The following is a 14,155-nucleotide window of genomic DNA, read 5'->3' on the forward strand; positions in this document are numbered from 1 at the left end:
TCTCCTCTTCTTCCGCACGCCTGACGCCCCGAACCGAAGGACCGCCGCCGCCATGAGCTCCGCCTCCACCGCCACCACCACTCACCCGCACGTGCTCGACCCGCTCGCCGCCGCCGAGATCGCGTCCTTCGTCGCCGCCGTCCGCGCGAGCGACCGCATCGGCGCCCGCCCGCGCTTCTGGGGCATCAGCCTCGACGAGGAGAAGGCCCGCGGCATCGCGCCCGGCGGCGCGCGCCCGGTCCGCCTGGTCGTGCTCGACCCGGACGCCCGCGCCGCCTGGGAGGTGCGCGGCTGGACGGCCGGCCCCGACAGCCCCGCGATCGTCGAGGTCTGGACCGACGTCGACCACCGCCGCCCCGGCGTCTCCAGCGACGAGGCGCGCCTGATCGCCCAGGCCGCCCGCAACTCCCCGCTCCTGAAGGAGGCGCTCGCCCTCCGCGGCATCACCGACACCTCGCTGGTCTGGGTCGACCCGGAGTCGATCACCGGCTTCGTCCCCGACGACCTCGCCGACCGCCGGCTCAGCTGGGGCACGGTCTGGTACCGCGAGTTCCCCGAGGACAACGGCTACGCCCGCCCGGTCGCCGGCCTCGTGCCGATCCTCGACCTCGACACCCTCGAGGTGATCCGGATCGAGGACCACGGCGTGATCCCGATGGCCAGCGAGACCGGCGTCTACACCGCCGGCACCTGGGGACCCGACCGTGAGGTGTCCAAGCTCGACATCGTCCAGGCCGACGGCCCCGGCTTCGCGATCGAGGGGCACCGGGTCCAGTGGCAGAACTGGTCGTTCCGGGTCGGCTTCAGCCACCGCGAGGGCCTCGTGCTGCACGACCTGACCTACCGCGACGGCGACGTCGAGCGGCCGGTGCTGGCGCGCGCCGCCGTCAACGAGATGTACGTGCCGTACCTCGACAGCGACCCGACCGCCTACCGCAAGAACTTCTTCGACTGGGGCGAGTACGGCGCCGGCCCGCTCACCGCGAGCCTCGAGCTCGGCTGCGACTGCCTCGGCGAGATCCGCTACTTCGACGTCGACTACCTCGACGGCCACGGCGAGCCGCAGACCATCGTCAACGGCATCTGCCTGCACGAGGAGGACGACTCGATCCTCTGGAAGCACGTCAACACCCGCACCGGCAGCGCCGAGGTGCGCCGCAGCCGCCGCCTGGTGATCTCGAGCTTCGCGACCGTCGCGAACTACGACTACGGCTTCTACTGGTCGCTCTACCAGGACGGCTCGGTCGAGCTCGAGGTGAAGCTGACCGGCCTGATGTCGGTGAGCGGCATCGCCGACGGCGAGTCGCCGCGCTCGGGGCGGATGGTCGCGCCGAACGTGCAGGCGCCGATCCACCAGCACTACTTCGCCGTCCGGCTCGACACCGCGATCGACGGCCCGCTCAACCGCCTGGTCGAGGTGCACGCCGAGGCCGACCCCGACGAGACGACCAACCCCTACGGCAACGCGTGCCTCGCCGTCGAGACGCCGCTGGCCTCGGAGGCGGTGGCCGCCCGCCGCGCCGACCCGTCGCGCGCCCTGCACTGGCGGATCGAGAGCGAGTCGGCGCAGAACCGCTACGGCGAGGCGACCGCCTACCGCCTCGCGCTGCAGAACACCGCGCAGCTCTACGCCCGCCCGGGCAGCGTCGTCGAGCGGAAGGCGCCCTTCGTCGGGCAGCACCTCTGGGCGAGCGCCTTCGACCCGGAGCAGCGCTTCATCGCCGGCGAGTACCCCAACCAGGGCGAGCTCGGCGACGACGGCGTGCACGTCTGGCAGCAGGCCGACCGCTCGCTCGAGAACGAGCGCCTGGTGCTCTGGCCGGTGCTCGGCGTGCACCACTTCCCGCGCCCGGAGCAGTGGCCGATCATGCCCGTCGACCGGATCAGCCTGCGGCTGGAGCCGGACGGCTTCTTCGACCGCAACCCGTCGCTGGACGTGCCGGCGTCGGAGTCGGCGCACTGCGCGCCGGGGGCCGGGGGATCCGGGTCTGCGGGCGACGCGCACGCGTGCCACACGGACGCCGCCTCCGACGCCCACGGCGGGCACGAGCACGCGGAGCAGCAGCACGGGCACGAGGGCGGGCGCTGATGGCGGGCCTCGCCGCGCACCTCGCCGACAGCAGCGCCGTCGCGCTCGCCGCGGCCGTCGCCTCCCGCGAGGTCTCGGCCGTCGAGGTGATGCGCGCCCACCTGGAGCGGATCGAGGAGCGGAACCCCGCGATCCGCGCCGTCGTCTCGCAGCAGCCCGACTCGGTCTCGCTCGCCGCCGCGGAGGCCGCCGACCGGCGCACCGCCGAGGCGCTCGCGGCCGGCGAGGCGCTGCCCCCGCTGCACGGCCTGCCGACCGCGGTGAAGGACCTCATGGACGTCGCCGGCTTCCCGACGACGAACGGCTCCGCCGCCTTCGCCGACGCCGCGCCCGCCGCGCACGACAGCGTCCTGGCGACGCTGCTCCGCGAGTCCGGCGCCCTGATCATCGGCAAGACCAACACCCCCGAGATGGGCCAGGGGGTGCTCACCTTCAACCCGGTGTTCGGCACCACCGTGAACCCGTGGGACCTCTCGCGGCACGCCGGCGGGTCGAGCGGAGGCGCGGCCGCCGCCCTCGCCGCGCGGATGCTGCCGATCGCCGACGGCTCCGACAGCGGCGGCAGCCTGCGCTACCCGGCCGCGTTCTGCAACGTCGTCGGCGTGCGGCCGAGCCCCGGCCGCGTGGCCAGCGGGCGCACCGGCAACGCCTGGACCCCGCACGGCGTGACCGGCCCGATGGCCCGCGACTCCGCCGACGCCGCTCTCTTCCTCGACGCGCTCTCGGTCGAGAAGAGCGTCTGGCCGCTGTCGTCGCTGCCCGTGCACGCGGCGCGCCCGGTCGCGGTCGACGGCCTGCGGATCGCCTGGAGCGAGGACGCCGGCGGGCTGCCGATCGACCCCGACGTGCGAGCCGTGCACGCCGCCTTCGCCGCGCAGCTGTCCGGGCTCGGCGCCGTGCTCGACGCCGACGAGCCCGACTTCGCGGGCGCCGACGAGGCCTGGGAGACCATCGAGACCTTCGAGTTCTTCCTCGGCGGCCGGCACGCCGTCGACGCGGGCGCCACCGGCTTCCGCCCCGACTACGTCCGCAACGTCGAGCAGGGCCGCGCGACGACCGCGACGCAGCTCGCCGACGCCTACGAGCGCCGCACCCGCCTCTTCCGCGACACCGCCCGCGTCCTCGAGACGCACGACGTGCTGATCCTGCCCGCGACCCCGGTCGTCGCCCCGCCCGCGGAGCTCGAGTGGGTGCCCTCCGTCGACGGCCACGCCTTCGACCGCTACTTCACCTGGCAGATGCTCGCCAACCGCCTGACGCTCACGGCCCACCCCGTCGTCGTCACCTCCGCCGGCTTCACCCCCGAGGGCCTGCCCGTCGGCGTCCAGGTCGTCGGCCGCCACGGCCGCGAGGCCCAGCTGCTGGCGGTGACCCGCGCCCTCGAGGAGGCCACCGGCTGGATCGCCCGCGCCCCCTCCACTCTCCAGAAGTTGCGGTAGTCGCGCGCCACTACCGCGACTTCCGGAGAGTCGCGGGGGCCGGTCGGCGGCTCGCCGCGGCCGGCGAGGGGATCGGCGCGCACAACATCAGCCAGAACGCACCGGCCTCCCCTGACAGCGGAGGCCCTCCTCTCTCAGCTCATGTTGTGCGGGCCACGATCGTCGAGGGAGCGACTGCGGCCGCCGCGTGGGACGATTCGGCGTCTGCGGATGTCGCGCCTCAGAGATCGACGCCGACCCCCGCGAGCTGCTCGACCTGGCGCCAGAGCCTGTCCGCCGCGTCCGCCGGGGGAGCGGCGGTCCGGGTCGGCGGCGCGACGAGGACGGGCGCTCCCCGCAGTCGGCCCCGCGGGGAGACGTACTCCCCGCCCTGAAGCCGCGGATCGGTGAGCGCCCGGACGGCCGACCAGGCGGCGGTGTCCTTGCCCTGCGCCCACGGCGTGTACGGATTGCGCTGGTGAGGCGTCGTCGCGTCGCGGATCCCCGCGCGCTCCGGAGTCTTCGCGTCGACGCCCACTCCGGGCCGCGTGACGATCGACGCGACCGGGACGCCCGCGGCGCGCAGCCGGCGGTCGAGCTCGAAGGCCCAGATCTCGGTCGCCGTCTTGGCTTTCGTGTAGGCGCTGATGCCCACCCGCGGGACCCGGCGCAGGTCGTCGACGCGCGTCGGGAACTGCTGCACGAACCCCGTCGAGGTGTGCACGATCCGGCTCCGGCCGCCGTGCTCGGCCGCGGTGGCCGCGAGTGCGGGCAGCAGCCGCGCGACCAGTCGCGCATTGGCGGCGACGTGCGTGCCGAGCAGCAGCGGCAGCCCGTCGTCGGTGACCGCGCGCGGGTCCATGCTCATCGCGCCGCCGTTGAGCAGGATCCCGTCGAGGCGCGGCAGCGCGGCGAGCTCCGCGGCGGCCCGGTCGACGGAGGCGGACGAGCCGAGCTCGAGCACGACGGTCCGGATCCGGGCTCGCGGGACCACGCCGCGGAGGGTGTCCGCCGCCCGCCGGAGCTTGCCCTCCGAGCGGGACGCCAGGACGACGTCCGCGCCGGCGCCCGCGAGCTGCTCGGCCGCGAAGTAGCCGATCCCCGCCGTCGCGCCGGTCACTACGACGGTGCGCCCGGTCTGGTCGGGAAGTCGGTCGGTGTCCCAGCTCGGGTGCTCGCTCGTCATGCGGTCCTCGTCTCTCGAAGCGGATGATCTATCCGCATCGGACGCTAGCACGAAACGGATGACTCATCCGCTTGCGTAGGATGGGGCGCATGGCAGTCCTCCGATCCGACGCCGCGCGGAGCCGCGCGCGCATCCTCGAGGTCGCGCGCACCCACGACCGCAGCACGCTCCGGCTGAACGAGGTCGCCCGCGAGGCCGGGGTCGGCGTCGCCACCGTCTACCGGCACTTCCCGACCGTGCACGCGCTCGTCGAGGCCCTCTCCGCCGACACCCTCGACGCGATGCTCGCCGTCTCGCGCCGTGCCGCCGCCCTGCCCGACCCCGGCGCCGCCCTCGCCGTGTACCTGCGCGAGGCGCTCGACCTCCAGCTGTCCGACGGCGGGCTGCAGGCCGTGCTGCTCTCGCCGGAGGACGAGGCCGAGTCCGTCCGCGCGGCCAAGCGCGAGATCTTCGAGTCCTTCGCGACCGTGCTCGCGGCGGCGCGCGCCGCGGGCGCCGTCCGCCCCGACCTCACGATCGATCACCTCGAGCACCTCGTCTGCGGCATCGAGCACGCCGTCCGCCTCGGCTCTCCCGGCGACCGGGCGGTGCTGCTCGACGTGCTGCTCGACGGCCTGCGGCCGCGTCGCCTCCCATCGGCGATCCTCGGTCGACCTCGCTAGGATCCGAGCATCACGACTGGTCGTCATCCCCGATGAGGGGAGGCGGCCAGTTCTCTCTGACATGGCGGCCCGGCGGCGAAGCGACGCGATCGAGATCGCGCGGGTCTTCGCGCTCAGGCGATCGGCCGGCGCGCGGCGACGTCCGCCGCCTGCGCGACTCCGGACCGCCACGGCACCCCGTGCCCCGGCAGCAGCACGTCCGCCCCGGTCGCCGCCAGCACCTCGAGCGACGCGAGCGAGACCGCCGTGTCCGCGGTCGCCGCCCGGGCCACGAGATGCGGACCTGTCCGGGCCGAGTACGGGTCGAGCGTCACCAGGGCGTCGCCGCCGATCACCGCCCCGCGCTCGGGCAGGTGCAGCGAGACGTGCCCGTCGGTGTGCCCGGGGGTCGCCAGCACGGCGGGCGAGCCGGGCACGTCGAGCACGGCACCCGGCTCCAGCGGCGTCGTGCCGGTGAGCGGAGGGACTCGCAGTGCCCCCGCCCGCGCCATCGCGCCCAGCACCGGAACGGCCGACGGGTGGCGCAGCGGGTACAGCAGCGGCGTGCGCTGCCGGCGGTAGGAGTAGGGATGCGCGGCGAGCCGGGCGTCGGCGGAGTGCAGCCACACCGGCACGCCGCGCTCGCGCAGCCGCCGCGCGAAGCCGAGGTGGTCGAAGTGCGCGTGCGTGAGCACCAGCGCGTCGATGTCGCCGAGCCCGCGGCCGAGGACGTTCAGCGTCCGGAGGAGGTGCGGCCAGGTCCCGGGCAGTCCCGCGTCGACGACGGTCAGCCGCCTCCCCTCCTCCAGCAGGAACACGTTGGTGAAGGCGTGCTCGATCCGGTGCACCCCCTCGACCTCGTGCCGGTGAAGGCTCGGGCCCCCGCGCCGCCGCCCGCCCGTGTACGCGCTCATGCCGCCTCCTGCTCGTCCGCACCCGAGCGCTCACCCGGGTCCGACGACGGTAGGCCGCCCCGCCCCGCGAGCATCAGGGCGTTGACAGCCCCTGCCGATGGAGTAGCCCGCGCGGCGGGCGCATCGAGATCACCGGCGCCGGGAGGACCCGGGACCCCGGGCGCACGACGCGCCAGGGGCGGCGTCGTCCTGGCCATCGGCTCGACAGTGGTCGGCGTGCGATCTATGATCGACCGTGCAGACCCCCCCGCACACGTGGATAAGGGGGTCTCGCTGTTTAAGTCCGCCTCCCGCGGCACCTGCTACACCTCGCACGGCGCCCTCGACGGATCACGCTCGCTCAGGTGATCGCTGTACCAGCTCCACGCGAACCGGTTGCGGGGGTGCCGCTCGATGTGGGCGTACGCGGACCAGGCGACGAGGTCCGCCATCTGAACGAGCTGGGACGCGCGGGAGTCCAGATGGATCGCATCCTCGATGACTCGGCGTTCCGAGAGCTTCAGGTTCCGATGGGTCGACCGATAGCTCGGGTCACTGCCGTTCCCGTCCATCACGATGATGCCGAGGGACTGCTCGGCGGCGAGCTCTCGTTCCACCCGGGTGACGAGCGCCGCGTAGGTGTCCTGCCGCGTGCGGGCGATGTCCTGCGCCCGGCCTCTCCGCCAGACGGCTCCCACCCGGAGTCCTTCGATCGATCGGAGGGTCTGCAGGCACTCGACGGCGACCTCGCGGCCGAAGTCCTTCCAGTACTCCGCGCCCGAGTGGACGTGCCTCTCCGGGATCCGCTTCGAGATGCGGCCCCGCCCGTTGACGTACTCGGTCGTGTGCAGCTCCTGCACGAGGGGGATCCCGAACTCCCGCCACAGCCGCTTGCGCAGGTCGAGCCAGGTGCGGAGGACTCCGGCCCAGTGGTCGGGAGCGAACTCGATCCAGCCGTAGACGACGAGCCCCGAGGCGGGATGGCCCGAGTCGTCCACGTACATCATCCGATCGAGACGCCCAGGCATCACGCAACCCTAGGCAGCCCCATCGCTTCGGCGGCCCCGAGGCGGGAGCGTCGGCGCCGGATGTCGGGAGGGGGACGGAGCGGGCTGACGCGATCCGTGGCGCGGGATGTGGTCGACTCGGAGGAGGCACGATCCCGCGCGCGCTGCGCGGATCGCCGGAAGGGGGAGCCGTGACGGAGTCGACGCGCACCGGGGGTGCGCCCGGGACCGCCCTGCTGCTGCGGGGGGACGGGCGGTACGCCGATCCGTGGCATCCGTTCGAGGAGACGGCGGCGGCGCTCGCCGGGCTGCTCGCGGCGCGCGGGTGCGAGGTGGCGGTGCGGGGCGACGTCGACCGGGCGCTCGCCGAGCTCGGGGCCGGGCGGGTGTAGCTGCCGGGGCTGCTCGTCGTCGACGTCGGGCAGCCGCGGGACGGCGGGGCGAGTCCGCGGCCCGAGGGCGCGGCGGCGCTCGCGCTGCTCGACCGGGCGGCGGTGCCGGTGCTCGGGGTGCACGTCAGCGCGACGAGCTTCGGCGACTCGCCGGAGTGGGCGGCGCTCCTTGGCGGGCGCTGGGTGCGGGGGAGGACGATGCATCCGGAGTACGGACGCGCGAGCGTCGCGATCGAGGCCGGCCATCCGATCAGCGACGGACTGGACGACTTCGAGGTGGACGACGAGCGGTACTCCTGGCTCGAGGTCGCGCCGGCCGCGCGGATCCTGGCGACGCACGAGCACGACGGCGAGCGGCACCCGATCGCCTGGGCGCTCACGCGCGAGGGCGGCGGCCGGACCGTGTACGACGCACTCGGGCACGACGCGGCGTCCTACTCCTCGGCGGGGTACCTGCGGCTGCTCGGGCGGGCGCTCGACTGGCTCGGGGTGTGAGCCCCGGAACCCGCCGGCCGGCCCGCCCGCATCAGCGCCCGCCCGCCTCCTCGTCCGCGAGGCGCTGCAGGAAGCGCTCGGACGCCGCCGACATCTCGGCCGGCACCTCGAGCGCGGTGAGGTACTCGACGACGGACGCCATCTCGTGGCTGCGCCGGACGGCGTGCTTGCGGCTCCCGGTCTCGTAGCGGTCGATCTTCGCCTCGACGTCGCCCGAGAGCTGGGCGGCGATCTGCTCGCGCACCCACGGCTCGCAGCCGGCGGCGCGGCCCGCCGTGACGGCCTCGACGACGACCGCGGCGAGGCTCTTCATCAGCACGCTCCGGAGCAGCTTGCGCGAGGTGGCGACGCCGGCCGGGCCGTCGATCCGCTCGACCTCCGCCCCGAGCGCGGAGAGCCAGGCCGCCACGTCGCCCGCCGCGGCGCCGCTGACGATCGTCTCGGTCCGCGCGCCCTTGGCCGGCACCGGGCCGAGGATCGCGACGTCGGCGAAGCGGGCGCCCGCGGCGTCGATCATCCGCTCGACCGCCTCCATCGTCGCCGGGGAGGCGGTGGTGAAGTCGGCGGAGACGGCGCCCGGCCCGCTCGTCACCGCCCTGACCGCCCCGACGATCGAGGCCGCAGAGGATCACGGGGCGCACTCGCGCGGCGGTGCCCGAGCGACTGTCAACCCACGTTCCTCCGCTGCCGCTCCGGGCGTAGCGTGCGCGCATGATCGATCGCATTGCAGAGATCTGGGGCACCCGCACGCCGTACGCGCAGGGGGAGAGGTGGCCGGTGCGCGTGGACTCGGTGCTCGCCGAAGGGGTGGCCGAGGAGGACGTCGACCGCTGGGTGCAGTCGGCGTGCGTGCTCTGCAGCAACGGCTGCGGCACCGACATCGCGGTCAAGGACGGGCGGATGGTCGGCGTGCGCGGCCGCTCCGTCGACATCGTGAATCATGGGCGGCTCGGACCGAAGGGCCTCTTCGGCAGCTGGCAGGGCGTCGCGAACGGCGACCGGCTGACCCGGCCGCTGATCCGCGAGGGGGACCGCCTGGTCGAGACGGACTGGGACACCGCGATGTCGCGGATCGTCGAGCGCAGCCGGGCGCTGCTGGCGGAGAAGGGGCCGCTCTCGCACGGCTTCTACACCAGCGGGCAGCTGTTCCTCGAGGAGTACTACGCGCTGGGGATCATCGGGAAGGCCGGGATCGGCACCCCGCACATGGACGGGAACACCCGGCTCTGCACCGCGACGGCGGCGGCGGCGATGAAGGAGAGCTTCGGCTCGGACGGGCAGCCCGGCAGCTACGCCGACATCGACGAGTGCGACGCGATGCTGCTCTTCGGGCACAACATGGCCGAGACGCAGACGGTGCTCTGGATGCGGGTGCTGGACCGGCTCGCCGGCCCGAACCCGCCCCTCGTGGTCTGCGTGGACCCGCGGGAGACCGAGGTCGCCCGGCACGCGACGGTGCATCTGGCCGTGCAGCCGGGCACGAATCTGGCGCTGATGAACGGACTGGTGCGCGAGCTGATCGTCAGCGGAGGGGTCGACGAGGAGTACGTGGCGGCGCACACGGTGGGCTTCGACGAGCTGCGCGCGGCGGTGGAGCCGTGGACGCCCGAGGAGGTCGCGCGCGTCTGCGAGGTGGACGCGGACGACGTGCGCCGGGCCGCGGCGATCTTCCGCGAGTCGCCGCGCGTCCTGTCGACGGTGCTGCAGGGCTTCTACCAGTCGAGCCAGGCGACCGCGGCGGCGTGCCAGGTCAACAACCTGCACCTGCTGACCGGGAAGATCGGCCGGCCGGGTTCCGGGATCCTGCAGATGAACGGGCAGCCGACCGCGCAGAACACCCGCGAGTCCGGGGCGGACGGCGACCTGCCGGGCTTCCGGAACTGGGAGAACCCGGAGCACATCCGCGAGCTGGCGGAGCTGTGGGGCGTGCATCCCGACCGGATCCCGCACTGGTCGCCGCCGACGCACGCGATGCAGATCTTCCGCTACGTCGAGCAGGGGTCGATCCCGTTCCTCTGGGTCCAGGCGACGAATCCGCTCGTCTCGATGCCGCAGGCGCGGCGGATCCGCGAGGTCCTCACGACACCGGGGCTGTTCCTGGTGGTGCAGGACCTGTACCTCACCGAGACCGCCCGGCTCGCCGACGTGGTGCTGCCCGCCGCGGGGTGGGGCGAGAAGCAGGGCTGCTTCACCAACGTCAACCGCACGGTCCACCTCTCCGACAAGGCCGTCGAACCGCCGGGGGAGGCGCGCAGCGACCTCGACATCCTGCTCGACTACTCACGGCGGATGGACTTCCGGCGCGACGACGGATCGCCGCTGCTGGACTGGAGCGGACCGGAGGACGGCTTCCGCGCCTGGCAGGAGTGCACGCGCGGCCGGCTCTGCGACTACACCGGGATCAGCTACGAGCGGCTGCGCGGCGGCAGCGGGATCCCGTGGCCGTGCAACGACGAGCACCCGGACGGCACCGTCCGGCTCTACGGCGACGGGGTCTTCCCGACCGCGGTCGATCGCGCCGAGACCTTCGGCCACGACCTGCTGACCGGCGCCTCGACCACCCCCGAGGCCTACCGCGCGAGGCGGCTGGACGGTCGGGCGATCCTGAAGGCGGCGCCGTACCGGCCGGCGCACGAGCTGCCGAGCGAGGAGTATCCGCTGCGGCTGACGACCGGGCGCACGGCGTACCAGTTCCACACCCGCACGAAGACGGCCCGGGCGCCGCAGCTGAATCGGGCGGCGCCGTCGGCGTGGGTCGAGCTGTCGCGCGCGGACGCCCGGCGGGCGGGCGTCGCCGAGGGGGACGTGGTGCGCGTGGTCTCTGCGCGCGGCGAGATCGTCGTGCCCGCGCGGGTCGGCGACGTGCGCGAGGGCTGCGTCTTCGCTCCCTTCCACTACGGCTACTGGCAGGAGGAGCGGAGCGGACCCGGCGAGACGCCGACCGCCGCGAACGAGCTCACCCGGACGGAGTGGGACCCGGTCTCGAAGCAGCCGCTCTTCAAGGTCGCGGCCGTGCGCATCGAGAAGGTCGCTGACGGCAGGGGGCCCGCGCCCGCGCCGACCACGACCGCGTCCCGGCCGGCCGACCCCGAGGGCGTCCCGCCGACCCGCGGCGGCGAGGCCCGGGAGCTGATCCGACCCACCGCTCCGCCCGAGCTGGCGACGGCGGAGGAGCGCTCGTGAACGTCGACCTCTACCTCGGCCTCCTCCACTCCGGCGAGCGGGTCCTCGCACAGTCGTTCCACCTGGTCGCGGAGCACCACGGCGACGAGCCCGACGTGCACGGGATCTGCCTCACACTCGCCGAGCAGTGCGACGATCACGCGCACCGCCTCGCTCCGATGCTCGACCGGTACGGCGAGCGACCGGACGGCGAGCCCGCGCGGTTCCACGCCGACGCGCTGACCGAGGGGCGCACCGGACCGGTGGGGCTGCTCCGCGACCTGCAGGATCTGCACCTGCTCGCGTCGCTCGTCGACGTCACCGGGACCGTGCTCCGTCAGGCCGCGCTCGCCCTCCGCGACGAGGAGCTGCTCGCCCTGCTCGAGGACCACCGCGCCGAGACCGCGATCCAGGAGGCGTGGCTGCTGACCCGGATCAAGCAGGCGGCACCGCAGGCGCTGCTGGTCGCGACGTGAGCGGCCCGCGCCCGATCGCGCGCCTGCGCCGACGCCGGACCGGGGCCGCGGTGTACGCGGCCGTGCTGTGCCTGGTCGTGCTGGCGCTCAGCGCCGCGATCGGCCTCGCGCTTCGGCAGCCGTGGCTCTTCCCGAGTCTCGGGCCGACGATCATGCTCTTCTTCGAGTCCCCGGAGCAGCCCGCATCGCGACCCGTGAACGCCCTGGTCGGGCACGGTGTCGGCCTGCTGGCCGGCGTCGCCTGCTTCCATCTGCTGGGGCCCGGCGGGGGAGCGTCCGTCCCGGAGGCGGGGATCACGGTGCCGTACCTGCTCGCCGGCGCGGTGTCGGTCGCGGTGACCACTCTCGTCCTGTCGCTGCTGCAGCTCCCGCATCCGCCCGCCGGCGCGACGACGCTGATCGTCAGCCTCGGGATCCTCACCCAGCCCGCGCAGCTGGCCGCGATGGCCTGCGCCGTGGTCGCGGTCACCGCTGCGGGGTGGAGCCTGAACGCGGTGCTGCTGGGGCGGGACGGGGTCGATCCGCCGGGATCGCGGACTACCGCAGCACGGCCGTGACCGGATTGCTCGTCGTCGTGTTGCCGGCGGAATCGGTCGCCCGGGCGGTGAGCAGGAAGGTGCCGTGCGGACGGGACCTCTCAGCCGGCGACCCGCTACCGCGTGTTCCCGACCCTCGGCTCGGAACCGCCCGCGCATCCGCGACCGCACCGATGCCCTGACCGGCAGCCGTCCGGTCGAGCCGGGAGATGACGCGGCCGGCCCCGGCTGTGAAGTCCGGTCAGTGGAACGGGCAGCGTGCGGGTGCGTCGGCGGATCGCACGTCGCCTCCTGAGGTCGGCATGGTCGGCAGTCGACGTCGGTTCACGCTCAGCCCGCTGCCCAGGATCCGAAGCCGTGGGTCGCTGAGCGCGGCGATCGCCGTCGCGAGGCCGGCGATGGCCGGCTTCTCCCCGGGGCAGCGATGGCCGGTGGCGACGTCCGCTCCGCCGTGCGGAATGAAGACGGAGACGGACTCGTAGTCGTCGATGCCGACGAAGCGCTCGGGATCGAAGACGTCGGCGCGGGGCCAGGACTGCTCGTCCGTGTCGGTGCCCAGGATGTCCAGCAGCACTCGTCCTCCGGCGGGCAGTCGGGCGCCGTCGAGTTCGACGTCCGTGATCGCCCAGCCGGGCAGCATCGGCACGAAGGGCGCGGTTCGCCGGATCTCCTGCGCGAAAGCGGTCGCGAGCCGGCCCGCCCTCGGCGCGCCGGACTCCTCCGCCTCGGCGGCGATCCTCTGCCGCCACTCGGGCCGGTCGTGGAGCTCCTTCGCGGCGAAGGCGACGAAGCGGGCGACGGCGATCATCGGCCGGATGCTGTTCTGCAGCTCGATGCCCGCGAGGCGGTCCGGCAGCAGCTCCCCCGACAGATCGCGATGCCACGCCCACTCGTGCAGCGCGGTGCCGGGCGGGGCGGACAGAGCGCCGCCTCTCACCGCTTCGATGAGCCGCTCCGCGTGCCGATCGGACCACAGCCGGTTCGCGGCGGCGAGGAGGTACTCGGGCGAGTAGGGCGCACCGAACCCGTCGACGATCTGCGCGAGACGTGCGGCCCACCGGGTCTTCGCGCGCCGAGTCCCGGGAAGACCGGCCCAGCTCATGCTCGCCCGGCCGAACGCGCCGACCGCCGCGTCGTAGGCGCTCCGGGTTCCGCCCGCCAGCCACGCCTCCTGCTCGATCCGCCACTCCCGTTCGAGCAGGGGGATCAGCCGCTGGACCTGCGCGTCCTCGTAGGCGACGTCGACGAAGGCGGCCTTGCGGTGCCGGTGCTCGTCGCCGTCGAGGCTGTGCACCGAGCCGTTCCCGAACAGGGTCTGCTGCACGATCGCAGGCATCGCGCCGTGTCGAGCGATGCGGGCGTCGTCGTAGAACAGGTCGACGGCCTCGGCGCCGCGGACCAGGAGCGCGTCGCGTCCCAGCAGACGAAGGGGCACCGCTCGAGCGTCGGTGCGGGCGCGACGCCAGATCCGGGCACCGAAGCCGTAGCCGCGCGTCAGCAGGGACAGGGAGTCGTCGCGGAGGACGGTCGTCTGAGACGTCATGCACCCAGGGTCACTGCCGGGCCGTCTCTCGTCCAAGGGGGTGCCGCTCGCGCCGGAATCATGCTCGCATGTCCTCGGAGCCGCAGTGAGTCCGGGTGACAGTCCGTCCGGCACACGCGGCCGGCAGCTGGAGGGCGCAGGGCGCGTGTGCCGCTCCAGCGCGGTGAGGCGTTCGACGGGACGCCGGCAGGAGGAGGGGCGCGGATGACGTTCGCGGATCGCAGCAGGAAGGGTGCGGGCTCTCCTCCGGCTCCCGAGCCGGCCTGGCCGCACCAGGTCCCGGTACCGCGATTCCGAGGACCACGTCGGCGCGATCA

At 74.1% G+C, this 14,155-nt stretch carries 13 protein-coding genes; 8 read left to right on the forward strand and 5 right to left on the reverse strand.

All coding sequences use genetic code 11. The annotated features are described in order from the left end of the window. Positions 1-52 precede the first annotated feature (52 nt). Both EDF36_RS01355 and EDF36_RS01360 read left to right on the forward strand, forming a co-directional pair. Positions 53-2,089 (forward strand): primary-amine oxidase, encoded by a 2,037-nt coding sequence (locus tag EDF36_RS01355; RefSeq protein ID WP_123731592.1) that lies wholly within the window; start codon positions 53-55, stop codon positions 2,087-2,089. Continuing rightward, a complete protein-coding gene (locus EDF36_RS01360; protein WP_123731593.1) occupies positions 2,089-3,528 on the forward strand; it encodes an amidase in 1,440 nt (479 codons plus the stop codon). The genes EDF36_RS01355 and EDF36_RS01360 overlap by 1 nt, the downstream gene beginning before the upstream one ends. 220 nt (positions 3,529-3,748) lie before the next feature. On the opposite strand, the gene EDF36_RS01365 is transcribed toward EDF36_RS01360, so the two are convergent. After that, entirely contained in the window at positions 3,749-4,693 is a 945-nt protein-coding gene (locus tag EDF36_RS01365; protein ID WP_123731594.1) for an SDR family NAD(P)-dependent oxidoreductase, read from the reverse strand. 89 nt (positions 4,694-4,782) lie between these two features. Between EDF36_RS01365 and EDF36_RS01370 the strand changes: the two genes are divergently transcribed. Next, positions 4,783-5,355, forward strand: a complete 573-nt coding sequence (locus EDF36_RS01370) for a TetR/AcrR family transcriptional regulator (protein ID WP_123731595.1) — start codon at positions 4,783-4,785, stop codon at positions 5,353-5,355. A 113-nt stretch (positions 5,356-5,468) separates the two neighbouring features. Here EDF36_RS01370 and EDF36_RS01375 read toward each other — a convergent pair whose 3' ends face one another. Next, entirely contained in the window at positions 5,469-6,248 is a 780-nt protein-coding gene (locus EDF36_RS01375) for an MBL fold metallo-hydrolase (protein WP_123731596.1), read from the reverse strand. Positions 6,249-6,550: 302 nt separating this feature from the next. Then, entirely contained in the window at positions 6,551-7,255 is a 705-nt protein-coding gene (locus EDF36_RS01380; RefSeq protein ID WP_123705906.1) for a DUF3800 domain-containing protein, read from the reverse strand. Positions 7,256-7,425: 170 nt separating this feature from the next. On the opposite strand from EDF36_RS01380, the gene EDF36_RS01385 reads away from it, so the two are divergent. Both EDF36_RS01385 and EDF36_RS01390 read left to right on the forward strand, forming a co-directional pair. Then, on the forward strand, positions 7,426-7,626 hold the full coding sequence (locus EDF36_RS01385) for a hypothetical protein (RefSeq protein ID WP_123731597.1): 201 nt from the start codon (positions 7,426-7,428) through the stop codon (positions 7,624-7,626). A gap of 108 nt (positions 7,627-7,734) precedes the next feature. Further along, complete coding sequence (locus tag EDF36_RS01390; protein ID WP_185020322.1) at positions 7,735-8,121, forward strand: ThuA domain-containing protein; 387 nt, start codon at positions 7,735-7,737, stop codon at positions 8,119-8,121. Between the two features lie 31 nt (positions 8,122-8,152). On the opposite strand, the gene EDF36_RS01395 is transcribed toward EDF36_RS01390, so the two are convergent. Further along, the gene (locus EDF36_RS01395; protein ID WP_208323016.1) at positions 8,153-8,713 is read right to left on the reverse strand and encodes an NAD(P)-dependent oxidoreductase; all 561 of its coding nucleotides are present in this window, start codon (positions 8,711-8,713) and stop codon (positions 8,153-8,155) included. 119 nt (positions 8,714-8,832) lie between these two features. Here EDF36_RS01395 and EDF36_RS01400 point away from each other — a divergent pair, with 119 nt between their 5' ends. From EDF36_RS01400 to EDF36_RS01410, 3 genes are read left to right on the forward strand one after another with little or no spacing between them, the layout of a single operon-like run. Beyond that, complete coding sequence (locus tag EDF36_RS01400; protein WP_123731599.1) at positions 8,833-11,304, forward strand: molybdopterin oxidoreductase family protein; 2,472 nt, start codon at positions 8,833-8,835, stop codon at positions 11,302-11,304. Then, a complete protein-coding gene (locus tag EDF36_RS01405) occupies positions 11,301-11,759 on the forward strand; it encodes a hypothetical protein (protein WP_123731600.1) in 459 nt (152 codons plus the stop codon). The genes EDF36_RS01400 and EDF36_RS01405 overlap by 4 nt, the downstream gene beginning before the upstream one ends. Further along, positions 11,756-12,316, forward strand: coding sequence for an HPP family protein (locus EDF36_RS01410; RefSeq protein ID WP_123731601.1), 561 nt, complete (start codon positions 11,756-11,758; stop codon positions 12,314-12,316). Before EDF36_RS01405 ends, EDF36_RS01410 begins: the two co-directional genes overlap by 4 nt. A 220-nt stretch (positions 12,317-12,536) precedes the next feature. Here EDF36_RS01410 and EDF36_RS01415 read toward each other — a convergent pair whose 3' ends face one another. Next, positions 12,537-13,838 carry a cytochrome P450 gene (locus EDF36_RS01415; protein WP_123731602.1) on the reverse strand — a complete coding sequence of 434 codons (1,302 nt, stop codon included), beginning with the start codon at positions 13,836-13,838 and terminating at the stop codon, positions 12,537-12,539. Between the last annotated feature and the right edge of the window lie 317 nt (positions 13,839-14,155).

The organism is Rathayibacter sp. PhB152 (genome assembly GCF_003751395.1).
Classification (GTDB): domain Bacteria; phylum Actinomycetota; class Actinomycetes; order Actinomycetales; family Microbacteriaceae; genus Rathayibacter; species Rathayibacter festucae.

Coding starts and splice junctions, on each gene's coding strand:
- EDF36_RS01375 (WP_123731596.1), bottom strand. CDS start 6,248: ATGAGCGCGTACACGGGCGGGCGGCGGCGCGGGGGCCCGAGCCTTCAC.
- EDF36_RS01355 (WP_123731592.1), top strand. CDS start 53: ATGAGCTCCGCCTCCACCGCCACCACCACTCACCCGCACGTGCTCGAC.
- EDF36_RS01380 (WP_123705906.1), bottom strand. CDS start 7,255: ATGCCTGGGCGTCTCGATCGGATGATGTACGTGGACGACTCGGGCCAT.
- EDF36_RS01370 (WP_123731595.1), top strand. CDS start 4,783: ATGGCAGTCCTCCGATCCGACGCCGCGCGGAGCCGCGCGCGCATCCTC.
- EDF36_RS01400 (WP_123731599.1), top strand. CDS start 8,833: ATGATCGATCGCATTGCAGAGATCTGGGGCACCCGCACGCCGTACGCG.
- EDF36_RS01415 (WP_123731602.1), bottom strand. CDS start 13,838: ATGACGTCTCAGACGACCGTCCTCCGCGACGACTCCCTGTCCCTGCTG.
- EDF36_RS01360 (WP_123731593.1), top strand. CDS start 2,089: ATGGCGGGCCTCGCCGCGCACCTCGCCGACAGCAGCGCCGTCGCGCTC.
- EDF36_RS01365 (WP_123731594.1), bottom strand. CDS start 4,693: ATGACGAGCGAGCACCCGAGCTGGGACACCGACCGACTTCCCGACCAG.